Source organism: Flaviramulus basaltis (assembly GCF_900114265.1).
Taxonomy (GTDB): Bacteria; Bacteroidota; Bacteroidia; order Flavobacteriales; family Flavobacteriaceae; genus Flaviramulus; species Flaviramulus basaltis.
This window is the reverse complement of sequence record NZ_FPKV01000006.1, coordinates 64,643-87,335: the sequence shown is the minus strand read 5'-3', so window position 1 is coordinate 87,335 and position 22,693 is coordinate 64,643. Positions and strand designations below refer to the sequence as shown.

The 22,693-nt window shown below is 30.0% G+C and carries 15 protein-coding genes and 1 tRNA gene; 5 read left to right on the top strand and 11 right to left on the bottom strand.

Annotation, left to right across the window (positions count from 1 at the left end; translation table 11 throughout):
- The first annotated feature begins 14 nt into the window (after positions 1–14).
- Together BT151_RS17645 and BT151_RS17640 are read left to right on the top strand one after the other, a co-directional pair.
- Positions 15–2,207, top strand: a complete 2,193-nt coding sequence (locus BT151_RS17645; protein ID WP_072403686.1) for a glycoside hydrolase family 3 N-terminal domain-containing protein — start codon at positions 15–17, stop codon at positions 2,205–2,207.
- A gap of 157 nt (positions 2,208–2,364) precedes the next feature.
- Positions 2,365–3,180 (top strand): T9SS type A sorting domain-containing protein, encoded by an 816-nt coding sequence (locus BT151_RS17640; RefSeq protein ID WP_084648019.1) that lies wholly within the window; start codon positions 2,365–2,367, stop codon positions 3,178–3,180.
- Positions 3,181–3,269: 89 nt separating this feature from the next.
- On the opposite strand, the gene BT151_RS17635 is transcribed toward BT151_RS17640, so the two are convergent.
- The 5 genes from BT151_RS17635 to BT151_RS17615 form a co-directional block, all read right to left on the bottom strand.
- Positions 3,270–4,361 (bottom strand): endo-1,4-beta-xylanase, encoded by a 1,092-nt coding sequence (locus tag BT151_RS17635; RefSeq protein ID WP_072403684.1) that lies wholly within the window; start codon positions 4,359–4,361, stop codon positions 3,270–3,272.
- 30 nt (positions 4,362–4,391) lie between these two features.
- Positions 4,392–6,200 carry a glycoside hydrolase family 2 protein gene (locus tag BT151_RS17630; RefSeq protein ID WP_072403683.1) on the bottom strand — a complete coding sequence of 603 codons (1,809 nt, stop codon included), beginning with the start codon at positions 6,198–6,200 and terminating at the stop codon, positions 4,392–4,394.
- A gap of 25 nt (positions 6,201–6,225) precedes the next feature.
- Positions 6,226–7,788, bottom strand: coding sequence for a RagB/SusD family nutrient uptake outer membrane protein (locus BT151_RS17625; RefSeq protein WP_072403697.1), 1,563 nt, complete (start codon positions 7,786–7,788; stop codon positions 6,226–6,228).
- A gap of 36 nt (positions 7,789–7,824) precedes the next feature.
- A complete protein-coding gene (locus BT151_RS17620; RefSeq protein WP_072403682.1) occupies positions 7,825–10,845 on the bottom strand; it encodes a SusC/RagA family TonB-linked outer membrane protein in 3,021 nt (1,006 codons plus the stop codon).
- 209 nt (positions 10,846–11,054) lie between these two features.
- Entirely contained in the window at positions 11,055–15,173 is a 4,119-nt protein-coding gene (locus BT151_RS17615; RefSeq protein ID WP_245794911.1) for a hybrid sensor histidine kinase/response regulator, read from the bottom strand.
- Between the two features lie 576 nt (positions 15,174–15,749).
- Between BT151_RS17615 and BT151_RS17610 the strand changes: the two genes are divergently transcribed.
- The 3 genes from BT151_RS17610 to BT151_RS17600 are packed head-to-tail and all read left to right on the top strand — an operon-like array spanning position 15,750 to position 16,909.
- Positions 15,750–15,935, top strand: coding sequence for a hypothetical protein (locus BT151_RS17610; protein WP_072403680.1), 186 nt, complete (start codon positions 15,750–15,752; stop codon positions 15,933–15,935).
- A 3-nt stretch (positions 15,936–15,938) separates the two neighbouring features.
- Positions 15,939–16,343: a hypothetical protein gene (locus tag BT151_RS17605; protein ID WP_072403679.1), complete on the top strand. Its 405-nt coding sequence runs from the start codon at positions 15,939–15,941 to the stop codon at positions 16,341–16,343.
- Positions 16,344–16,375: 32 nt separating this feature from the next.
- Positions 16,376–16,909, top strand: coding sequence for a hypothetical protein (locus BT151_RS17600; RefSeq protein ID WP_072403678.1), 534 nt, complete (start codon positions 16,376–16,378; stop codon positions 16,907–16,909).
- Between the two features lie 196 nt (positions 16,910–17,105).
- Here BT151_RS17600 and BT151_RS17595 read toward each other — a convergent pair.
- The 6 genes from BT151_RS17595 to BT151_RS17570 form a co-directional block, all read right to left on the bottom strand.
- Positions 17,106–17,187, bottom strand: a tRNA-Leu gene (locus tag BT151_RS17595).
- A gap of 3 nt (positions 17,188–17,190) precedes the next feature.
- Entirely contained in the window at positions 17,191–17,376 is a 186-nt protein-coding gene (locus BT151_RS18885) for a site-specific integrase (protein ID WP_245794913.1), read from the bottom strand.
- Positions 17,377–17,444: 68 nt separating this feature from the next.
- Complete coding sequence (locus BT151_RS18880; RefSeq protein ID WP_245794912.1) at positions 17,445–17,918, bottom strand: site-specific integrase; 474 nt, start codon at positions 17,916–17,918, stop codon at positions 17,445–17,447.
- Between the two features lie 120 nt (positions 17,919–18,038).
- Positions 18,039–19,577, bottom strand: a complete 1,539-nt coding sequence (locus tag BT151_RS17580) for a GMC oxidoreductase (RefSeq protein ID WP_072403676.1) — start codon at positions 19,575–19,577, stop codon at positions 18,039–18,041.
- Positions 19,578–19,582: 5 nt separating this feature from the next.
- Positions 19,583–20,758 (bottom strand): MFS transporter, encoded by a 1,176-nt coding sequence (locus BT151_RS17575; RefSeq protein WP_072403675.1) that lies wholly within the window; start codon positions 20,756–20,758, stop codon positions 19,583–19,585.
- On the bottom strand, positions 20,751–22,688 hold the full coding sequence (locus tag BT151_RS17570; protein ID WP_072403674.1) for an amylo-alpha-1,6-glucosidase: 1,938 nt from the start codon (positions 22,686–22,688) through the stop codon (positions 20,751–20,753). Before BT151_RS17570 ends, BT151_RS17575 begins: the two co-directional genes overlap by 8 nt.
- Positions 22,689–22,693: the final 5 nt, after the last annotated feature.

Genomic DNA, 22,693 nt, shown 5'->3' with positions numbered 1-22,693 from the left:
AATATAATAGAAATTTGAAGAATAAATTAATTTTAGGTTTAGCTTTATTAGGCTACTTATCCGTTTTTCCACAAAAAAGTCTACCAATATATAAAGATGAAAATACTCCTATTGAAAATAGAATAGAAGATTTATTAATACAAATGACATTAGAAGAAAAAATACTTCAAATGAACCAATGGACTTATGGGAAAAATGCAAATCCTAATAACTACGAATCCAAAATAAAAGATATAAATCCAGAAATAGGTTCTATAATTTACAGAAGTACAAATCCTAAATATCGAAATTATATTCAGAAAAAAGCAATAGAAGAATCTCGTCTTGGTATACCCATAATATTTGGCTTTGATGTTATTCATGGTTATAGAACCATATTCCCTATTCCACTCGCACAAGCATGCTCATGGAATATTGATTTGGTAAAAAAATCTTGTGAAATATCAGCAAAAGAAGCATGGCTATCTGGAATTGATTGGACATTTTCACCAATGGTAGACGTAGCTAGAGATGCCCGTTGGGGAAGAGTTTCTGAAGGTTACGGAGAAGATTCTTATGCAAACTCTGTCTTTGGCGTTGCTGCTATACAAGGCTATCAAGGTGAAGATCTATCAGACAAATACACCATTGCAGCTTGTTTAAAGCATTATATAGGTTATAGTTTATCTGAAGGCGGAAGAGATTACCACTACTCTGATGTATCACAGCAAACACTATGGGAAACGTTTATTCCTCCTTTTGAAGCTGGTATAAATGCAGGTGCTGCTACAGTAATGAGCGGTTTTAATGATATTAGCGGAATTCCTGCTTCAGCAAATCATTATACATTAACAGAAATACTTAAAGAACAATGGGAGTTTGATGGTTTTGTAGTTTCAGATTGGGGTTCAATTAAAAATTTGATTTATCAAGGTGTAGCTAAAGACCGAAAAGAAGCAGGATTAAAATCCTTTTTAGCTGGTGTAGATATGGATATGGTAGATGATGTTTATATTGAAAATTTATCAGAATTAATTAAAGAAGAAAAAATTACTATTTCACAAATAGATGAAGCTGTAAGAAGAATATTAAGAGTTAAATTTAAACTAGGCCTTTTTGATAATCCCTATGTTGATGAATTAGATGAAAAAGATACATACTTACAACCTAATGATTTAAAAATTGCTCAAAAACTAGCAGTAGAATCAATGGTATTATTAAAGAATGAAAACGATGTCCTTCCTTTAAAATCTAGCTACAAAAACATTGCTATTATAGGTCCTATGGCTAAAGACTCCGTTAATATTATGGGTTTCTGGGAAGGAAAAGGTAGATCTGAAGATGTAGAAACTGTTTATGAAGGATTAACTAAAGAATTTGGTACTAAACTAAAATATGCAAAGGGCTGTGATTTTGATGGCAATGATACCTCAGGTTTTAAAGAGGCTATTAAAATTGCTGAAAAATCTGAAATTGTATTGATTTTTTTGGGAGAAAAAAGAAATTGGAGTGGAGAAAATGGATCCCGTTCAACTTTATCTCTTCCAAAAATACAAGAACAATTAGTTTTAGAATTAAAAAAAACTGGAAAACCTATTATTTTAATACTATCTAGCGGAAGACCTTTAGAATTAAATAGGTTACATGAAGAAGTTGATGCTATAATTGAAATGTGGCAACCAGGAACTGCTGGTGGTTCTGCAATTTCTGGTATTATTTCTGGAAGAATAAATCCTTCAGGAAAACTATCAATCACATTTCCTCTCACAACTGGTCAAATACCTATTTACTATAACATGCGTCCTTCTGCTGTACCGGGGTCTGGCAATTATAAGGATATTCCCAAAGAACCATTATATTGGATGGGACATGGTTTAAGCTACACAACCTATAGTTATAGTGATATTACTTTGTCTTCAACTGAAATAAGTAAAAGCGACACATTAATTGCAGAAATTGAAGTAAGTAATATTGGAAATATGACCGGTAAAGAAACCGTTTTATGGTATATATCTGATCCTGTTGCAAATATATCAAGACCTGTAAAGGAGTTAAAATTCTTTGAGAAAAAGGAACTAAAAAAAGGAACTAAAGCTATATACCGTTTTGAGATTAATCCAATTAAAGATTTAAGCTATATAGATAGTTTTGGCAATAAACATTTAGAAAGTGGTGATTTTTACATAACAGTAAATGACAAAAAGGTTAGATTTAAATTAGTAGATTAATTTTAATCACCCTTCAAAAAATTTAACAAGCTTTTCTTCATATCAATTTTACACAAGCACAAATAAACCCCTTATCTAAAATGTATGACACCTATGGCATTCGTTTTAATATAATAAATTGATAACTATAAATCAATTAACTAAATATTATATTATTATGAAAAAAATTACATTTATTCTCGCTCTATTAATTTGTTCTTTGGGATATTCTCAAACTACTTTAGGCTATTATACAGAGGCATTTGTAACCTCGACAGTTGCAACTCAAAACTTACAGATGGACGCTATGGTAACGGATGCTTCATTTCCAGATACTGGTACAGATGGCGGGTCTACTGTTATGGAAATTAAAGCTGATGCTGGCGGTGGAACAAACTACCAAACTTATTTAAATTACCCTGGAAGCCCAAATCAAGATTTGAGCTCTTATAGCTATTACCATTTGTCTTTAAAATCTTCAAGTCCACAAGCTACAGTAATTAGATTAGAAGATGCAGCTGGACAACAAGCAAATTTTGACCCAACTACATATGGTTTTGTTTATGATGGAAATTGGTACTCTTTAGTTATACCATTTACAGATATTTCATCTCAAAACCCAAGCTTTAACTTCGCAGATGTTAATAATATTTTTTTAGTTAAAAGTATCCCTGGTGAAGCTGCGTCTGTTGTAATTTCAACATACCTTTTTTATGTAGATAATGTTTATTTTTCTACTACTAGTACTGTTTTATCAACTAAAAGTTTTGAATCTGCAAAAATTAGCATGTATCCTAACCCTGCACATACAGAAATTAGCATTGCATCTAAAAACAAAATAGAATCTGTTGCTATTTATAATGTTACAGGACAAAAAGTATTGTCATCAAATAAAGCTGAAAACTTAAATATTTCATCTCTTAAAAGTGGCATGTATTTTATAAATGCAATTACTGATGGTATAAGTGCTACATCAAAATTTATTAAGAAATAAAATAAAGACTAGCTTAAATAAAAAAGCAATAACTATATATTAGTTATTGCTTTTTTATTTAATAATACTATTATTCTAAACTAGTCTAGCTAGTTTAGACCAAGAATAAAACCTTGATAGGCTTTCTTTTTATTATAATTTGAATCAAGTAAAAGAGGATATTCTTTAGGATGCCATTCTGTTAATAACCAGCTATAATTATCAGTAACACCCCATGTACTGATTGCAAATTTCTGACTTTCAGGTAAGCTATTATACATTGAAACTATTTCTTTATAAATATCAGATTGTTCTTGAGCAATGGCATTAGAAAAAACAAAAAGATCAGATTTATTAGTATTCATTTTAATATCCAACTCTGAAATATGCATTAATAAGCCAATACTAGATAAATCATTAAAACCTTCAATTATTGTACCCATATTTGTTGACTTACCATAATGAAATTGTGCTCCAATACCATCGATAGGATAACCTTTTTCTTGAAATCTAGTAACCATATCTTTTATAGCATTTCGTTTACCAGAATCTATAACAACACTATAATCATTATAAAATAATTTTGCATCAGGATCGACATCTCTAGCATATTGAAAGCACCTTCCATAAAATCCAATCGGGTCGTTAAAAAGTGGTGCTATTACATCATCATTACGCATACCACCTCCATCTTCAAAAACCTCATTAACCACATCCCAACTTTTTATTTTCCCTTTATATCTTCCAACAACGTCTGTAATGTATGTTTTTACTTTAGCTTCAAAAGCAATAGAATCATTATTCTGATTTTTAAACCAACTTGGAAACGATCTATACCAAACCAAAGTATGCCCATGAACTTCCATATTATTGTCTTGGGCAAAATCAACAAGATAATCTACTGCATCCCAATTATAGTTATTTTCTGAAGCCCATATACTTTCCATTTTCATTTCAAACTCTGCAGTAAGCTGGCTAAAATTAGCAATAAGAGCATCCTTATAATCGGCATCATTTTTTAAATAACTCGTTTTAACGGCGGCACCAACTTTAAAGGTAGCTTTATCTTTTATGCTTATATCAGTATCAATAGTAGTACCTTCCGGTTCTATTCCTTGAATAAATACCACCTTTTCATCTGTAGTACATGAGGTTATTAGAAAAAGAAAGAATACACCCAAAAATTTAATTTTTTCAATCATTGTATTTAGTTTTTGTATCTATTTATATTTTTATTTAGTTTTATAATATTCTTTAAGCACAAAAAATGCTTTTTTCTTTACTCCATTATTTGAGATTAATCCCTTACGGTTCCAAAAATTTTGATAGACTGGATTTTGTCTACGTGGTGATTTAAAATCGACTAAAATCCAAGGTGTCATACCCCTTAATCCATCAATTTTTTCTAACATTTTTAGTTGATTAATGTAAACTAACTCTTGATATTCTTCACTCCAAATGGTTTCATCATCAGCATGAAACCCAGCCAAAGCTCCAGCCCCAAATTCTGATATTATTACAGGTTTATTAAATTTAATATCAAAACTATAGTTTGCCAGATCTTTTGAATTTCCCCAATACCATCCTCCATACTCATTGAAACTTGCTAAATCTAATTTATCTCCCAATTGATCTTCAACAGTAACAGTATAACCGTCTCTTTCTACCTCTAAAGCAGCTCCAACTAATCTGGTATTATCTAAACTTCTAACTTTATCAACAAGGTTGCTCATGAAAATATTCCTTGGTTCTTTAACTGGGGTTTCATTTCCAACAGACCAAATAATTACAGATGCTCTATTCTTATCACGTTCAATCCCTACTTCTAATTGGTTTTCTGCATTTTTGTATGTTTCCTTGTTTGACCAAGAAATAGTCCAATACACTGGCACTTCTGCCCATACCATTAAACCCATTTCATCTGCTAAACGGAGCATCGTTTCATTGTGTGTATAATGTGCTAAACGCACATAATTACACCCTAATTCCTTAGTCCAGGTTAATACCATTCTCATATCTGCTTCTGATCTCAAGCGTCCTTGAATGAGTGGGTTTTCATCATGTATTGAAATTCCTTTTAAAAAAACAGACTTTCCATTTAATAGAATATCTTTTCCTTTAGTTTGAATGGTTCTGAATCCAATTTTGTCTAAAACCTCATCATTTGGAGTTGAAATTTTAACCTGATATAATTTAGGGTTATTAGGAGACCAAAAAGTAATATCATTTACCGGAATGTTAAACTTTACTAACCCGTTTTTATCTGAATTATAAACCTTTTTAATTTTTAATTCAGGGATTTCTAAAGTTATAGATTGTGAGAGATTACCCCCATCTAATTGCACATAACCTTCTACTTTTTTACTGTCATTTTTAGCTAACTGAACTTTATAATCATTGATAAAAGATTTTGGTGTTTCAATTAAATTAACTTCTCTAGTAATACCGCCATAGTTCCACCAATCGGTATTTACTGTAGGTATTTCATCTCTTTTACGAGAGTTATCAACCATAACAACTAAAAAGTTGTTTCCCTCAATTAATTTACCTGAAACTTCAAACTGAAAAGGTGTAAAACCTCCTTTATGAGAACCAATTTTTTTACCATTTAAATAAATATGAGACTCATAATTTACTGCTCCAAAGTGAATGAAGTAACGATTATTATTATTAAGACTTACATTAAAGTCTCTCTTATACCAAAGTGTTCCTTCGTAAAAAAGAAGTCTTTCATATTGCGAGTTCCAGTCTCCTGGAACACTTAGCGTAGGTTCGTGACTAAAATCGTACTCAACCTTTTCGTTTTTTTTTGGTGAATTAAGATTATCATAAAACCCACCTTTCCCTGTTAAAGACTTATCAAATGGTTCCTGTCTATAATCTAGATATCCCATTTTATAAGGATCTAGAATGTAGTTCCATTCTCCATTTAAACTTAAATTAGTTCTAGCATCAATATTTTGTATCGTCTTTTGCGAATATGAATTTGAACAAACTGAACAAAAAATCACAAATAGTATTAAAAATTTATTTTTTAGCATATTTATTTTTTAAAAAGTCTTCTTATTAATAACCTGGATTTTGTGGAAATGTACCCATTAAATCTATTTGAGATTGTGGTATAGGCAGTCTTACCATATGAGGTTTCATTGGTTCTGGTACTTGATTACCAGAATTTGAGCCATAACGATAATACAAATTTTGTCTTTCTACAAGTAGGCCTAATCGTTTTAATAAAAACCAACGATTTTTTTCGAAAGCCAATTCTCTAGCAGATTCTTCTAAATAGTCTTCTAATGTGAAAGAAGTGAAATTATAAGCCGGACTTCCAAATGCTCTCTCTCTAATTTTATTTATATATTCTAGAGCTTTTCCTTCTTCACCTAATCTCCAATGCGCTTCTGATCCTAGTAAAAGAGTTTCTGCAAATCTGTAATAAATTTGATCTTTCCAACTTTCGTTTGCAAGTGGTTTTTTATCTGCATCATAATACTTTTTTAAGCTAAAATGATATCTTCTAAAATTATCATCATAATCGTTAACGGGAATTATTTGACCAAATTTTGGAGATTCAGGATTGTTAGCTGTATAAGTTTCTGGATAAAAATATGTAGTATAACGTTTATCATTCGTTTTATCATACAACCCTTGTAAATAATCATTAGGATAAGACCAACCTAGTGCTTGCCCTCCATATTCAACTTGTTGTATAAAATCTCCTGATCCTTGCTCGTATAGTCTTTGGGTAAAAACACTGCCTAACCATGAGCCATCTCCTCCTGCAGAAATATCGGTAGCATTATCAATATTATCACCTCCAAGCAACTCATCTCTTGTATAAACAAATAATGTTTCAGTATGGTTTAAACTTTGACCAAAAACATTTGTAATAGAAACCAAAGATTTACCACTATTTTCTACTATAGAATCAAACTGTATTACAGCTTCTTCCCAATCACTTTGCCACATGGCACTTTTCCCTTTTATATGTCTAGCAGTTGCTTTACTGTACCTTCCGTAAGACTCGTTGTATGATAAATTTTCAATAGCAAAATCTAAATCGCTATCTATTAACGCGTATACATCTTGAGGATCTGCTGGCTCGTAAACTATTGGATCGTTAACGTTTTCTGGAGTTGTAGCTGTTGTATCTAAAAGAATATTATCATACATTCTAATAAGGTCTAGATATGTTTCTCCTCTAATAATTCTTGCTTGAGCTAGTAAATGATTTTTTTCATACATATCCATATCGATATTTTCTGCACTAGTAATTATGGCATTACATCTATCAATAATTTGATAGCCATTAATCCATTTATTTGAAGCAAAATTACTAGCTGTATGATTAGGTCCATATGGTCTATGAAATGTTCTGGTCATTCCAAGATCGGTACCTGCCATAAAAAATATATTAGATACTAATCTATCATCATATCCACCAGAAGCATTATATGAGCGCATTAAATTATATAACGCATTAACTCCAACCTCTAACCCTGCTTCCGTAGTGTATATATAATCTACAGATATTTCATCTAAAACTTCCTCTTCTAAAAATTTTTCACATGATATATTTAGTAATGAAGCAAGTATTGTAAAAACAAATAAAAAATTTATATTTTTCATAATCCTGTTTAATTTATAATTCATTTGTGTTTTTCTTTAAAAGCTAACTTGTAAACCCATTACAACCGATACTGCTTCTGGATATTCGTTAGGATTTTTCTCTGGACTGTAAGATTCAAAATCTGTTATGGTAAATAAGTTACTACCTGTCACATATAATCTTAATTTATTTAAACCTAGTGTGGATAACATATCTTTAGGTAAAGTATATCCTAATGTTACATTTTGTAAACGAATGTATGATGCATCTTGTAGTCCTTTTGAAATTAGTTGTGTTGGATCGTTTGCTTCGTTAGGTCTGGGAAAATCACCTCCTGGATCTTCTGGTGTCCAATAATATTGCTTAATACCGTTTTTAATACCTCTTAAAGAACCTCCTTCTGTATATCCGTATAAAAATGGATTGTCTTTTATAGCGCCTTGAACAGTAGTAATGTTTGTCGAAAAATCAATTTCCTTATATTCCATGTCAAGATTTAAAGTTCCAATCCAATCTGGTCCTCTTTGAGTTATAACACGATCTTCTGCATTTAAAATACCATCATCTGGATATCTGTCATATAATTTGACATCTCCAGGCACAGCATTTGGTTGATGTGTACTTATTATATCTTCTCCTTCTTGAAAAATTCCAATAGGTTTATACCTATAATAAACATCTATTGGTTGACCAATAAACCATCCATTTCCAACATCATCATCTTCAATACCATCACCATCTTCATCTAAACCATAAAGACTAATGATTTTATTGTCATTTTTAGAGAAAATTAAACCTAGGTTAATCTTAAAATCTTCTTTTCGAACAATGGCCCCATTAAGTGAAACTTCTATTCCTTGGTTTTCAATTTCTCCTAAGTTTGTTTTCTTTCTTTTATATCCTAATCCAGCATTAAGAGCTTGATCAATCAATAAGTCCTTTGTTCTAGTATTATAAAACTCTACAGTAGTTGTTAATCTATTTTTCCATAAACCAAGATCTAATGCTGTATTAAAGGTGGTAGATGTTTCCCATTTTAAATCTGGGTTAGGAAGAAAATCACCCGGAACATATCCAGATACTTTAACACCATTTATTATATAATCTCTTTGTGTGGCTGAACTTAAACTTTGGTAAGGAGCAATAGCTTCATTACCAACACTACCGTAACTAAATCTTAGTTTTAAGTTATTAATAGCTTCAACATCACTTATAAAACTTTCTTTATGAACATTCCATCCTATTGCTGCTGCGGGAAAGAATCCCCATTTATTTTCTGATCCAAATACTGTTGAGGCATCTGCCCTTCCTGAAACTGTTACATAATATTCAGAACTAAAATCATACTCAGCTCTAGCAACAAATGACACTAAGCCTCTTCTATTCCCACTAATAAACGGTGTATTTGTTTCCGCTGCTTCTAAACCATAAATTCCAAGAATGTCGTTAGGAATATTATCGGCAATATTTATATAAGAATTATATTTAGATTCTGTTACACTATGCACAGCTGTTAAGTTTAAATTGTGTTTAGCATCAGAAGAAAAATCAGTTTTATAAGTAAGGATGTTTTCTATTTGCCATTCAACATTATCTTGAAATTGAATACTTCCATTTCCTAAGCCACCACTAGAAATACCTGAAATTGACTTAGTAGAATTATAAGATCGAGCTTTACCGTTCCATGATCTTCTACTCGTGTTTAGTCTATAATTAAACCCTTTAAATGGGCTTATATCCATAAAAACATTTATGATGTCATTTCTATTTTCGCCTAGAGAATTTGTTTCTGCTAAATCTATTAAAGGATTCTTATTCTCTTCAAATCCACCAGGTAAATAGCGTAATGAACCATCATCATTATATATTTTTCCTAATGGTGATGTTGTAATTGAATTAAGCAAAACATTACTAACATTTGGTCTGTTTTCATTTGAAAATTGAAAAGACGTATTTAAACCAATTTTTAGCCAGTCACTTATTTTTTGGTCAACATTTAATCTGGCTGTAACTTTATTATAATCTGAATTCTTTACAACTCCTTTTAGATTGAGATAATTTAAACTAGTATAAACACTAGTGTTTTCTGTTCCAGAGGAAATACTTAAATTATGGTTTTGGGTTGTACCCGTTCCTATTATTTCTTTTTCCCAATCTATATATTCTCCAGATTGTACACTTGCTAATTCAAGAGCAGAAAATATAGCTTCATCTGGTTGATAAACTCCAAGGTTAGAACCTCTAAAAGCTTCTCTTTTTAATTGTGCAAATTCATCTCCGCTATAAATATCAAAATTTCTATTTATGGTCTGTACTCCAGAAGAACCATTATAAGAAACTGTTATTTTACCTTCTTTCCCTCTTTTTGTAGTAATTAATATAACACCATTTGATGCTCTAGCACCATATATAGCTTGTGCCGCTGCATCTTTTAAAATTTCTAACGAAGCAATATCGTTTGGATTAATATCATTAATATCTCCAATGGGAACACCATCTGCAATTACAATGGGATTATTACCTCCATTAATTGAATTTTTTCCCCTAATAAGTATGTTAGAAGAACTTCCGGGTCCACCATCACTTAATGTTACTTGCACACCAGCTGCCTTACCCCTTAACATTTCACCAATATCAGTTGTAGCAACTTTAACCATATCTTCTGGTTTAACTGATGTAACCGAACTAATAACATCGCTCTTTTTTTGAGTTCCATAACCTACAACAACAACTTCATCAAGTAATTCATTATCTGTTTCAAGTATAACAACAATTTTCGTTTTATCTTGAACCAAAACCGAAGTGGTTTTCATTCCTACGTAAGTAAAAACAAGTGAGTCTCCATTAGATGCCTCAATACTAAAATTACCATCAAAATCTGTCATTGTACCCGTAGTAGTTCCTTTAACAATAATGTTTACACCTGGCATTGGCATATTAGAATTATCAACTACAGTTCCTGTAATTTTTTGCTGTGCATTTACATTGCAAAAGGCAGTAAGTATTAATAAAAACAAGCTTAATTTAAAGTAGTAGCCTGCTTTAAAAAACACGTCGCATTGATTGTTTTTTTTCATATTTAAAGTTTAGTTTGGTTTTTATAAGCCTAAAAAAAGGGACCTATTAATGCAAATATGAATATAAAAGATAGGTTAAGAGGGATAGATACATTCATTTTCTGGGGTGTGAATGTATTTATTACTGGAATACACAAATTATACTTCTTCAATCTGTTTTCACACCTATTTAATCATGAAAACACTCTTAATAATAAGAATAAACCAATTTACAATTGTTTTTCTACTGCTTTCCTATATTCTGTAGGAGATACTTTGAATATTTTTTTAAATTCTTTACTGAAGTGTTTTCTATCACTAAAACCAACCAAATAAGTTACTTCCGATATATGATAGTTTGTATTTAATAAAATATCTGCCGCTTTTTTTAATCTCAAATGTTTTATTAAGCTTGCAACAGAGTGATTGGTTAATGCTTTAACTTTTTTATACAATACAGTCCTACTCATACCAATTTCTTTTACTAATTCATTAACATCAAAATCGGGTTTTTCAATATTTTGCTCGATAATTTTCATTAATTTTTTAATAAACATTTCTTCAGGCATTTCCAGCTTTTCCAAATTTGAATCAATAATAAAGCTTCCGCTATATTTTTGACGCAAAATTTCTTTTGAAGACAATAAATTAATAATATTGAGTTTTAAAACCTTAACGCTAAAGGGCTTTGTTATATAGGCATCTGCACCTAATGAAAGTCCATCAATTCTATTTTCGGTAGATGTTTTTGCAGTTAAGAGAATTACAGGGATATGGTTGGTGTTCTCGTGTGTTTTAATACGTTTACAAAATTCAAAACCATCCATTTCTGGCATCATAACGTCACAAATAATTAAATCTGGAATTTGTTTTTCCATATAATTTATGGCATCTTGCCCATTAGAGAATGCTATTATAGTGTATTCTTCCTGTAAAATTTCTTTAATAAATTTTCTTATTTCTTTATGGTCATCAATAATTAAAACATGTAATTTATTTTCATCTTCTAGTTCTTCATCTTCTATTATTTGTTCTGGAACAAGCAATTCTTTTTCAACAATTTCTACATTTGATTTAAGTTCAGTAAACTCTAAATCATTTTCAACAATTTGAGATTCATTTAAATGCGCTCTTCCTTTTTGTAATGATATTTTAAATACAGTAGTTGCCCAAGTTTCTGGCTCGTTTTCAATATTTAATTCACCATGATGTAGTTCAACTATAGTTTTTGAAAGTGCCAAACCGATACCGCTTCCTGTGTTTTTCTGTCCTCTTTCATCAACCTGAAAAAAACCTTTAAACACTTTCTTTTTACTATCCTTTGGTATACCAATTCCATTGTCTTTAATTTTTATTTGTATCCAGCAATTATCGTCTGGTATTTCTTCAATTGATATAACTATTTTCCCGTTTTTCTTTGTGAATTTAAAAGCATTACTAAGTAAATTATAAATAACCTTTTCCATTTGGTGTTTATCAAAAAAAACAGGTATAGATTTAGTGTTCATAACAAACTTATAATCTATATTTTTTCTCTCAGAAAGCCCTTTAAATGATTCATATATATCAAAGCAAAACTGAATAATATCTTGCTTTTCGCAAAAAATTTTCATTTGTTTACTTTCTATTTTTCTAAAGTCTAAAAGTTCATTTATAAGCGTTAATAATCTGTCAGAATTTTTCTTTATAGTAGTTAGCTTTTTTTTAAGTTTGCTATCTTCCTTATAAGAGCTCAGTAATTCTTCTACAGGTCCTTGAATAAGTGTTAAAGGTGTTCTAATTTCATGAGAAATATTGGTGAAAAAATCTAATTTCATATTATACAACTCCTCTCTTCTTGCACTTTCGGTTTGTTTTAAAAGTAAAGCTTGCTTAATTATAACTTTACTCTTGATAAAATTCATTGTTATTATAAAAATAGATACTATTAAAATAGTATAGGCTAAATACGCCCAATTGGTTTTCCACCATGGTGGCAAAATCGTAATCTTTAAGGATTTTACATTTAAATTGTCTAAATCATTTAAAGATTTAAGCTTAAAAAAATACGTACCAGAATTTAATGCTGCTAGGTTAACTCTATTTTGTGTCCCTATATCATGCCAACTATCATCTTCAAAAGTGCTTTCTAGTTTATAAGCATATTTATTGTTTTCTGTATTTATAAAATTTAAAGAACTAAACTGAAATCCTATAAACTTTTGGTTGTAGTTTAAAGTTATTTCTGGAGCTTCTGATATATCTTTTTCTAAAATAGAATTATTATCAGAAAACTTAACCTCTTCATTATTAATTATAAGTTTTGTTAATACAATTTTACTAGTAGCTTTTGGTTTTATAATATTATTTGGGTTAAATATTATGAGCCCTTTAGTGCCTCCAAAAGCAAGCATCTCATCTTCAAATATAACACTACAATTATTTGAGTAATTTTTAACTGTTATTCCATCTTTTGGTCCATAAGAAATAATTTCAAAGTTTGATTTCTTTAATGGAATTATTAAATCTTTTATTTTTATTTGAAATAATAAATTATTGGAACTTACCCATAAATTACCTTGAGAATCCTCAGAAATACTTTTTATATCTCCATCTGTAAGTCCCATGGCTTCATTAATTAAATAGAATTTCTTAGTTTTTTCATCAAAATAATTAAGTCCTCCATAACCCATGCCTACCCAAAGCCTGTCTTTTGAATCTATAAATAATGTTGAAAGTGTGTTATTTGATAAAGAATTCGCCTCATTACCCTGTAATATTGTTATGAACTTTTTAGTTTTTTTATTAAAAAAATTTAATCCAAATTGAGTAGATACCCACAAGCCATTTTTTCTATTCTCTATATGTGTTATGAAATTATCACTAATTGAATTTCCTGATTCTTTTTTTTGATAATTTTCAATATCTCCATTTTTAGATATCTTAACTAATCCTGTTCCATCCGTACCAACCCATATGTCTTCATCATCTACTAATAATGAGGAGACTTGAACTTCTTCTTGAAAAATTGATAGCTTACTAAATTTTTTAGCTTTTTTATTAAATTGATACAATCCAAATAATGTTCCACATAATAAGGTTTCCTTGTTTTTATTTACCAATGAAGTTATTATATTTTGGCCTTTAAAAGATTCAATTAAGTAATACTCTTTTTTTCTATTTTTAAAGTCTAAATAGTTAAGACCTCCACCATTTGTACCTACCCATAATGACTCATTATCGTCGTCAATAATGGCATTTATTATAGTATTATTCAAACCGAAATTTTGATAAATACTCTCTCCAACATTAGTAAAGTTAGAGTTTGCTTTGTTGAAAAAATTAATACTTCCTGTTTTTGTTCCTAGCCATATACTACCTTCTCTGTCCTTTAAAAAAGTTCTTATATTATTATCGCTAATAGTTGAAGAAATTAACGGATTGTGCTGATGTCTTGTAAATTGCTTCTTATCTTTATCAAAGACATTCAGACCATCATCGGTAGCAAACCATAAGGTATTATTATCAACGTATAAAATATCCTTGACATTATTCGAAGAAATACTATTCTTGTTTTTTAAATCTACCCGATAATTCACGAATTTATTTTGATTTTTAGAATATAAAAACACGCCTGCACTCTCCGTTGCAAACCACATATCTCCGTTAACTTCTTTAATTATTTTCAGGATTTTCTCTTTAAAAAAAGAAATGTTTTCTGTTATTAACTCTGGTAATTCTTTATTTAAACTTGTAGTTGGATCAAAACTTTGCAATCCAGAATTTGTACTTACAAGAATCCCTAATTCATTATCATAAAACAATGTATAAACTTTGCAACTGCTTAAAAATAAATTAGTCTCTGTAAAAATATCTTCTAGTAAATGAGTCTCTTTATTCAATTTTTTCACACCTCCAAAAGTACCGACCCAAAGATTTTTATTATCATCTTCAATAAATGAAGAAATATAATTTCTACCGCCTTTTATAGGGTTTACAGGAGGCAAATCAATAATTTTAAAATCGTTTGTATTTCTATTATAAAGGTTCACTCCATGACTTGTCCCAATCCACAAGTTCCCATCAAGATCCTCATAAATATCATTTATGTGATTATTACTTATAATTCCTTCTTCCTTATTACTTGTGTAATATCTTATAAAATTGTAACCATCATAACGTACCAAACCATTTTCTGTCCCTAACCAAATAAAGCCTTTTTTACCTTGAATAATTTTTGAAATAGTGCTTTGAGGAAAGTTTTCATCATAGTCAATAGTCTCAAATCTTAAATCTGTTTTTTGAGCATTGGAATAAACTGAAATAAAAAAAATTAAAATATATGTATTAATGTATTTCATGAAATTCATAGAATAATAACAGTTTTAAACTAGTTATATGGCTAACCACAACTAATTTCTTTAAAAATAAATTAATAATACAAGTCTAACAAATAGTTGAATATTCTATTTATACCTTTTTAGGGTGTCATATGTATTTATTACTTTCAAAGTAAAACAATATATAACTGGTTTAGATAGAAAAATTAAAGCTGCTTTTATTCTAAATAATAGCAAAATAAATAAGTGAAATTAAACGAAATTTAATGACCCAAAAATCTATAGTTTCTATAAAGTGAGGTATAATGAATTAAATCGAATATACTCTTGTGACCTAAGTGGATTTAAACTATTTAATTATACTAAACATAAGAACAACTATAGTGCAAAAAACGGGCATAGTATACCACCCACAGCGGATTATAGTGAGGCGGGTGAAAGTGAACCACTAAAATCGATTCTATTTGATTGTAAGCTTAAGAATGAAATACAATGTTTGTCTGTACTCCGTGAGTACTGGCCATAACACTTTTACAGAGCGCAATGAAAATGAATTTTTAAGCTCAAAAAGAAAATTTCAATCGTCAAGATGTTATCATACCCGGTATGAAGGATGCTATAGAAAAAGACAATTTTTTAGGACGGGCTCCTAGAGGTTATGACCACTTTGTACCAAGAGTTACAGATCCACTTAAAGTTCAAGCTAAACAAGAAATTAAGCTTAATAAGGATGATATATTATTAAAAAAAGCTTTCAAACTTAAGATTTATAAAAATTATACAGATAAGTAAATTTTGGACTGGTTACTTTTAGAGGGGTTGTTCATACCTAAACAAAGTCTAAACGCTATGTGGAGCAAACTCTTTTACTCTGGTTACTTTACTAATAGCTTAGTTCCTAGAGTTGAAATAAAAGTCCATTGGGAACCGATCATTACCAGAAAGGAATATGATTTATTACAAGATAGATTATCCAATTCCAATCAAATTGGCATCCCTAAAATTAATGGTAAGACCAGTACCCCATTAGTTCCTACATTTCTAATTTGTGATGATTGTGATAATACCATGACCTCTTATTTCAACAAAAGAAAAGATATCTATTATTATAAGTGTGGTAAATGCAATAAAACTGCCAATGCAAATACCAAAACTAAATCTCTTAATGATGGCCTAAACCAACAATTTGCAAAACGATAGACTCCTTTAAGTTTTCAAAATCCTTTCACAACTTGTTTTCGAAACAACTTGAAAAAATTATTGATGCTGAAATGCCAGGACTGAGTGAAAAGAAACGGATACTAAAATCTAAGATTGAAAACCTTCAGAAAGATTATGACACTATGGAAAATCGTTTTGCATTGGGCAAAATATCAGAAGGGATTTTTGAAAAACATGGATCAAATCTAAAAACACAAATTGATGAAAAAACAAAAAAACTTCTAAACTTGCCCTCAAAAAAGTCGAACCACCAAAAATTATTGAAAAAATCCTTAAAAATCACTGAAAACCCCAGTGAATTCTATGAATCTTTAAACTATAACGATAAAAGGGTATTCCAAAATATAGTGTTTCCAGAAGGTTTTAAATTTTCATTGAAAAACAAGGAATGTCGAACTAATAAAGTGAACATAATTTTTGATTTAACTAATTCATTAAAAGCAAATTACTCAAAAAAAAAAAAAAAAAAGACTCAAATACAAAATGTACTTGAGTCTCGTTTAGTAGAGCGAACTGGACTCGTACCAATGACCTTCGGATTATGAGTTTGGTATTTAAATCATTACTGAACAAAAATTATTGATAGTAGTACAAAATAATAGTTTTTAATGCTAAATATAATTAAAACCAATTATTCTAAATTAAGTCAGTAAAAAAGTAAAATGTTGTACCTATGTTGTACCCGTGCAAAAAAAGAGAAGTTTTTTCACATACAAAAGCCGAAGAAAACTTCGGCTTTTGTACAGGCGGGGAGACTCGAACTCCCACACCTCGCGGCGCCAGATCCTAAGTCTGGAGTGTCAACCAATTCCACTACGCTTACATTTTAAAAATTAATAACTTTATCTAGTGCAGCATCCGTATCTTTTTGAACAAAATTTGACTGATACATTATTGTCGTTGTTACTGAAGAATGTCTATATAATTTTTGTAACATTTGAATAGGGATTTTATCTCCAGAGATATTTCCGAAACTATGTCGGGCTATGTGCATGCTCATTTTCTTGTCAATACCAGCTTTAGCAGCTACTAGTTCTAATCTTCTATTAAAATTTTTTGTTGCTGTTTTTATTCTAGTTCTTAATAATTTATCATCTTTTCATCAACTTCTTCTAATTCTTTAAAGACATATACAGAGTTAATATTTCTATCAAGTTTATTTAAAATATTCAATACTTTATCAGGAACTTTTAATGAGACTAACTTACTATTCTTTCCCATTCTGTAATGTAATCTTTCATCTAAAAAATCCTTCCATTTCAACTTTAACACATCACTAACCCTTATACCGGCAAAATAGAAACTAATTAACAAGACATCTAAAGCATATTGCTGAGCATAAGTAAGCCCATTTATGTTTTCAAGAATTCTGATTTCATCAATATTCAACCCTATCTTTCTAATTTCTGGAAATCTAATTTGATGTTTTCCCTTTCCAAATGGATAAAATTGAGTATTAGAAACAGATTTAGTTATTGCTAAATTAAAAATAGTTCTAAGAGTAATCATATAATTTACTACTGTCCGCATTGAAAGATTGCGTTCATTAAGCAGGAAATTCTCGAATCTTACAAATAATTCAATATTTAATTCATCAAAAAAAAAAAAATCTAATAATAACTTGTAATGTATTTATTCAAATAGCAAACTTATCATTTTCAGGGAATAATAACATTATTTAATAATGTTATTCTTAATATAATCACCAACACGTAAAGCCATAGCTATAATAGTTAACGCTGGATTAACAGCGGAGCTTGACACAAAAAAACTACCATCTACTACAAAAAGATTTTTCACATCATGAGATTGACAATAAATATCTAGTGCTGAAGTTTTAGGGTCATTTCCAAAACGAATAGTGCCATTTTGGTGTGCAACAGCAGCCAATGACATATTTTTACTAAAATAAATATGCTTTGGGAAAAACTTGGAGAATTTACCTGAATGCTCTAAGGCATACTTTAGCTTTTCAGTTAGCTTTTCATGTGCAAGCATATTATTATGCTTATAAATCACTTTTATTTTTCCATCCTTTAATACTATTCTATTATTAGGGTCTGGTAAATCTTCAGACGTTAACCAAAAATCTACTGCATGTTTAGCCATTAAATCAAATGTAAAACCTGGAGCAGGAATTGGACTATCACCACTTATTTGAACTTTATCAGATTTCCCCAACATTTGAATGTGTCCTAACGGAAAACCAAAATCATCACTTTTGTGATAATAATCATTAATACCAAAAGTTTTACCAAATTTAGTGTCATTTGGTTCTATGGATAAAGCAATCATAGCAGAATTATTATGAAACATATAATGCCTACCAACAACATCTGATGAGTTCCCTAATCCATTTGGATGATTATCATTTACACTTTTCAACAATAATGCAGCTGAATTAATAGCTCCTGCAGATAAAATGACCAAATCTGCATTTATTACCATATTTTCATTTTTATAATGTACTTCTACTCCCGCTATCTCTTTACCTGTTTGATTAGTTAATAATTTATTCACTTTTGCCTGTGTCCAAATAGATACATTTTCGTGTTGCAAAGCCAATCTTAGGCTATTTGTTTGTGCATCTGCCTTATGTTCTGTTGGATCTGGAAAACCATCAAAACGATCTAGTACAAAAGGCGCACTCGCTTTTTTATTGGAGTCTGGATTGACACCTATTGGTAAGGGAAAAGGATGTAATCCAAATGATTTTAAATCATTAACTACTTCTTGAATTCTTGGTTCATGTGGTAATGGTGGAAATGGGTATGGATTTTTATCTTTCGGATCTGTAGGGTCAACACCACGTTCTCCATGAACATTGTAAAGATCCTCTGCTTCTAAATAATAGGGTTTTAAATCTGTATAAGATATGGGCCATTTTGGTGAAATACCTCCATGATGTTTTACTTCACCAAAATCACTTTCTCTCATTCTAAATAAGGCTGCTCCATACAATTTTGTATTTCCACCAACATTATAATGTTGTCCTGGACTAAACTCTTTATCATTTTTATCAAACCATTTTTCATTAGTAGTGTATTTGTTTTTCACAAATACTTCTTCACTATCCCAATTTTCCTTTTCTATGGGAATATAATCGCCACGTTCAAGAATCAATATTTTTTTTCCTGAATTGGCTAGTTTATATGCTATGGTAGCTCCACCAGCTCCGGAACCGATAATTATAATATCAAAATCTGTATTCATATTTCTTAGGATTGAATTTGATTAGTTTTAAATTTTCTGTTCACTAAATAGATTATAATAAATACTAAAAAAGCAATACCTGCAATAATTTTAAACAAAAATGATAACGAAATAGTCGTGCTCAATATGCCTAAAAAATTAGTACTAATACCCGTTCCTAGTTGTAACGAGGCTACTAAAACCCCAGAAACCAATACAGCATTTTTACTAAATACTTTGGTTGACCAACTAACAGAATTTGGAAATATACTTGACATGCAAAGCCCTGATAAACCCATAATTAAAATGTTTATATAAGCACTTTTGTAAAACGGATTAAAAAAAAGTAACACAGCCACAATACTCATAGCCAAAACATATATCCATTTTAGATTAAATTTTATTGATAGTAAGCTAAAAAGTATCCTTCCTAAAGCTAATCCAGACCAGAACATTGCAAGTCCTAACGAGGCTTGCTGTATATTTAATCCTTGGCTTTTTAAGAAAACAGTACTATAACTACCTAATGCACCTTCACAAATTCCATAAAGGATAACTATGGTTATAAACCACCATAATTGAGAAGGTATTTTTAAGCCACCTTTGATATTGAAAAGTTTATTTTCTTTAAAACTGACAAAAAACACCAGAGTCATTAATCCAATTAAAACAAAACATACTAAAATTGGTAAATAATACCATGAATCTGTGTTTTTAATAAGTCCTAAAAATAAAGGTGCTCCTGCTGTACCTAATCCTAAAGCAAAATGTAATCCTGTAACAGATGCTAATTCGTTATTTGGAAATAGCTGAAATGCTAATGGATTTAAAACTGTTATCACAGTACCAAAACCAAAGCCCAAAAATGTGGTTCCTAAAAATAGTATAATTAATGCTGCTTCCTTTTCATAAATGTAAAAGTGGCTTAAATACAGTAAAAATGTACTCAATATCAATGCTCCTAACCCTAATATTAATGCTCTTTTTATTCCATATTTTGAAACAAAAAAAGGAATTGCTAAAGCAGAGACAATAGCCAATAAAGCTTGTGGAATAAAAATATTACCAAATTGACTACTAGATAAACCAAATTGTGAAGCATCTGTAAAAATACTTCCCATTGCAGGAAAAAGAATGAGTGATAAACCAGTAAGTAGACCACCTAAGTAAACTATAATGATCTTTTGGCTTTTCTCAATCATCTATTTCATATAATTTATAGTCTGAATATAACTTTATCAAAGCTGCTACAGACCATGCTTGTTGAATGGTGCCTTTTCCCTGTTTTGGTTCTTTTCCATCAAAAACTTCTGAAATACAATGCAAACCTTCTTCGTTATAAAAATGATTTTTTAAGGATGTAAGTTCCTCAACTACTTTTTTACGATTCGTTTTATTATTTCCATAAATTTTAAAAAATGCTATATAATATTCAGAAAGTAAAAATGGCCAAACCGTACCTTGATGATATTCATGATCTCGATGCCATTGATTTCCTGAATATATTCCTTGAAAATTAGGATTTTCAGAATCCAAGGTTCTTAATCCGAATGGTGTATATAATTTTTTTTGAACAGCATCAAAAACGGTTTTCTGTTGCTCTTTATTTAAAATTGTGAATGGTAAACTTAAACAATACAACTGATTGGGTCTAAAACTACTATCACTACTTATATTTGGAACTATAACATCATATAACGTTCCTTCTTCATTTATAAAAAAGTTAGAGAAATTCAATTCAAAATTATTTTTAATCGTATCAAACTGAGTTTCATTTTTGATCTTAAATTCTTCACAGAAATGTTCATAAACCTTTAATGCATTGTACCAAAGAGCATTAATTTCAATTGGGCAACCTATTCTAGGCGTAATAACTTCTCCATAAACCATGGCATCCATCCAGGTAATTTGCACACCTGCTTCACCTCCGTATATAAAACCTTCGGGAGTCGCTTTTATGCTATAATGTGTGCCTTTTATGTACCATTCTAAAATATCTTTTAAAATGGGCATTTGTTTTTTCACAAAAGCTTCATCATTAAATTCCAGATAGTATTCATATAAAGTTATAAAAAGCCATAATGTTGCATCCATAGCATTATATTCCACTCTATCATTACTATGATCTGGAAAACGATTAGGAATCATACCTTGGTTAACACGCTTAAAAAAAGTAGATAATATAGATTGTGATGCGGCTTTATTTCCCGTTGTAATGGTTAAACCTCGCATAGAAATCATGGTGTCGCGTCCCCAATCTGAAAACCAATGATATCCCGCAATAATAGATTGCCCATCGGTAGAATATCTTTTCACTAAAAACTGATTTCCAGAACGTAATAAATCGTTATAAAAAGTACTTTTAGTTTGAGGGCCAACTTTTAATAATTTTTGTTTTTCATAAATAAAAAGTTTATTAATATCATTTTCTAATAACGTTTCATTTAATGAAACTAGCAGCGTTAATGCTTCTTGAGGTTTCAATTCGCAAGATATGTATCCTATTCTATAAGAATCACAAGTATCATCTAAACCTCTTTTAGTTTCAATAGGTAAGTATATGTTTTTGTACCAATTTCTAGCTTCTGTAAAATGTCCTTTGTTCCATTTTGTAAAAACAGGAATACTTTGATAATATGGAAATGTTTTTAAATAATTTTCATGTATTTCTGAATAAAAATTAGTGTTATTATTTTCATGAAATAAGGTGTGATAATCTGTAGAAACATAAAGTGGATCAATTTCTAAAATAATAGGTTTATCGCCTCTGTTAACATAATTTACTAAAGTAGCATTTTCGTTTTGCACCATCAAAACCTGCTTTTCTAAATTGAAGTCATCATCTTGAAATATCCAAGTTGGAATTGGTGTTGGATTAAATGATTTTAAAAACTTATACCCTTTTGGATAAACAACATCTTTATAATTATTTGTAGATAAATCTTTATAATTACCATTAATTACTAAACGTTCTTCTACTTTTGTAAGAATAACTTTTCTATCCGTTGGTGGTGATAATGCTGCCACTAAAAGACCATGATAACGTCTTGTGTTTGCGCCCTCTATAGTTGATGAAGCATAACCTCCAAGTCCGTTAGTTTGAATCCATTCTTTAGTAAATTGATTATCCATAACTT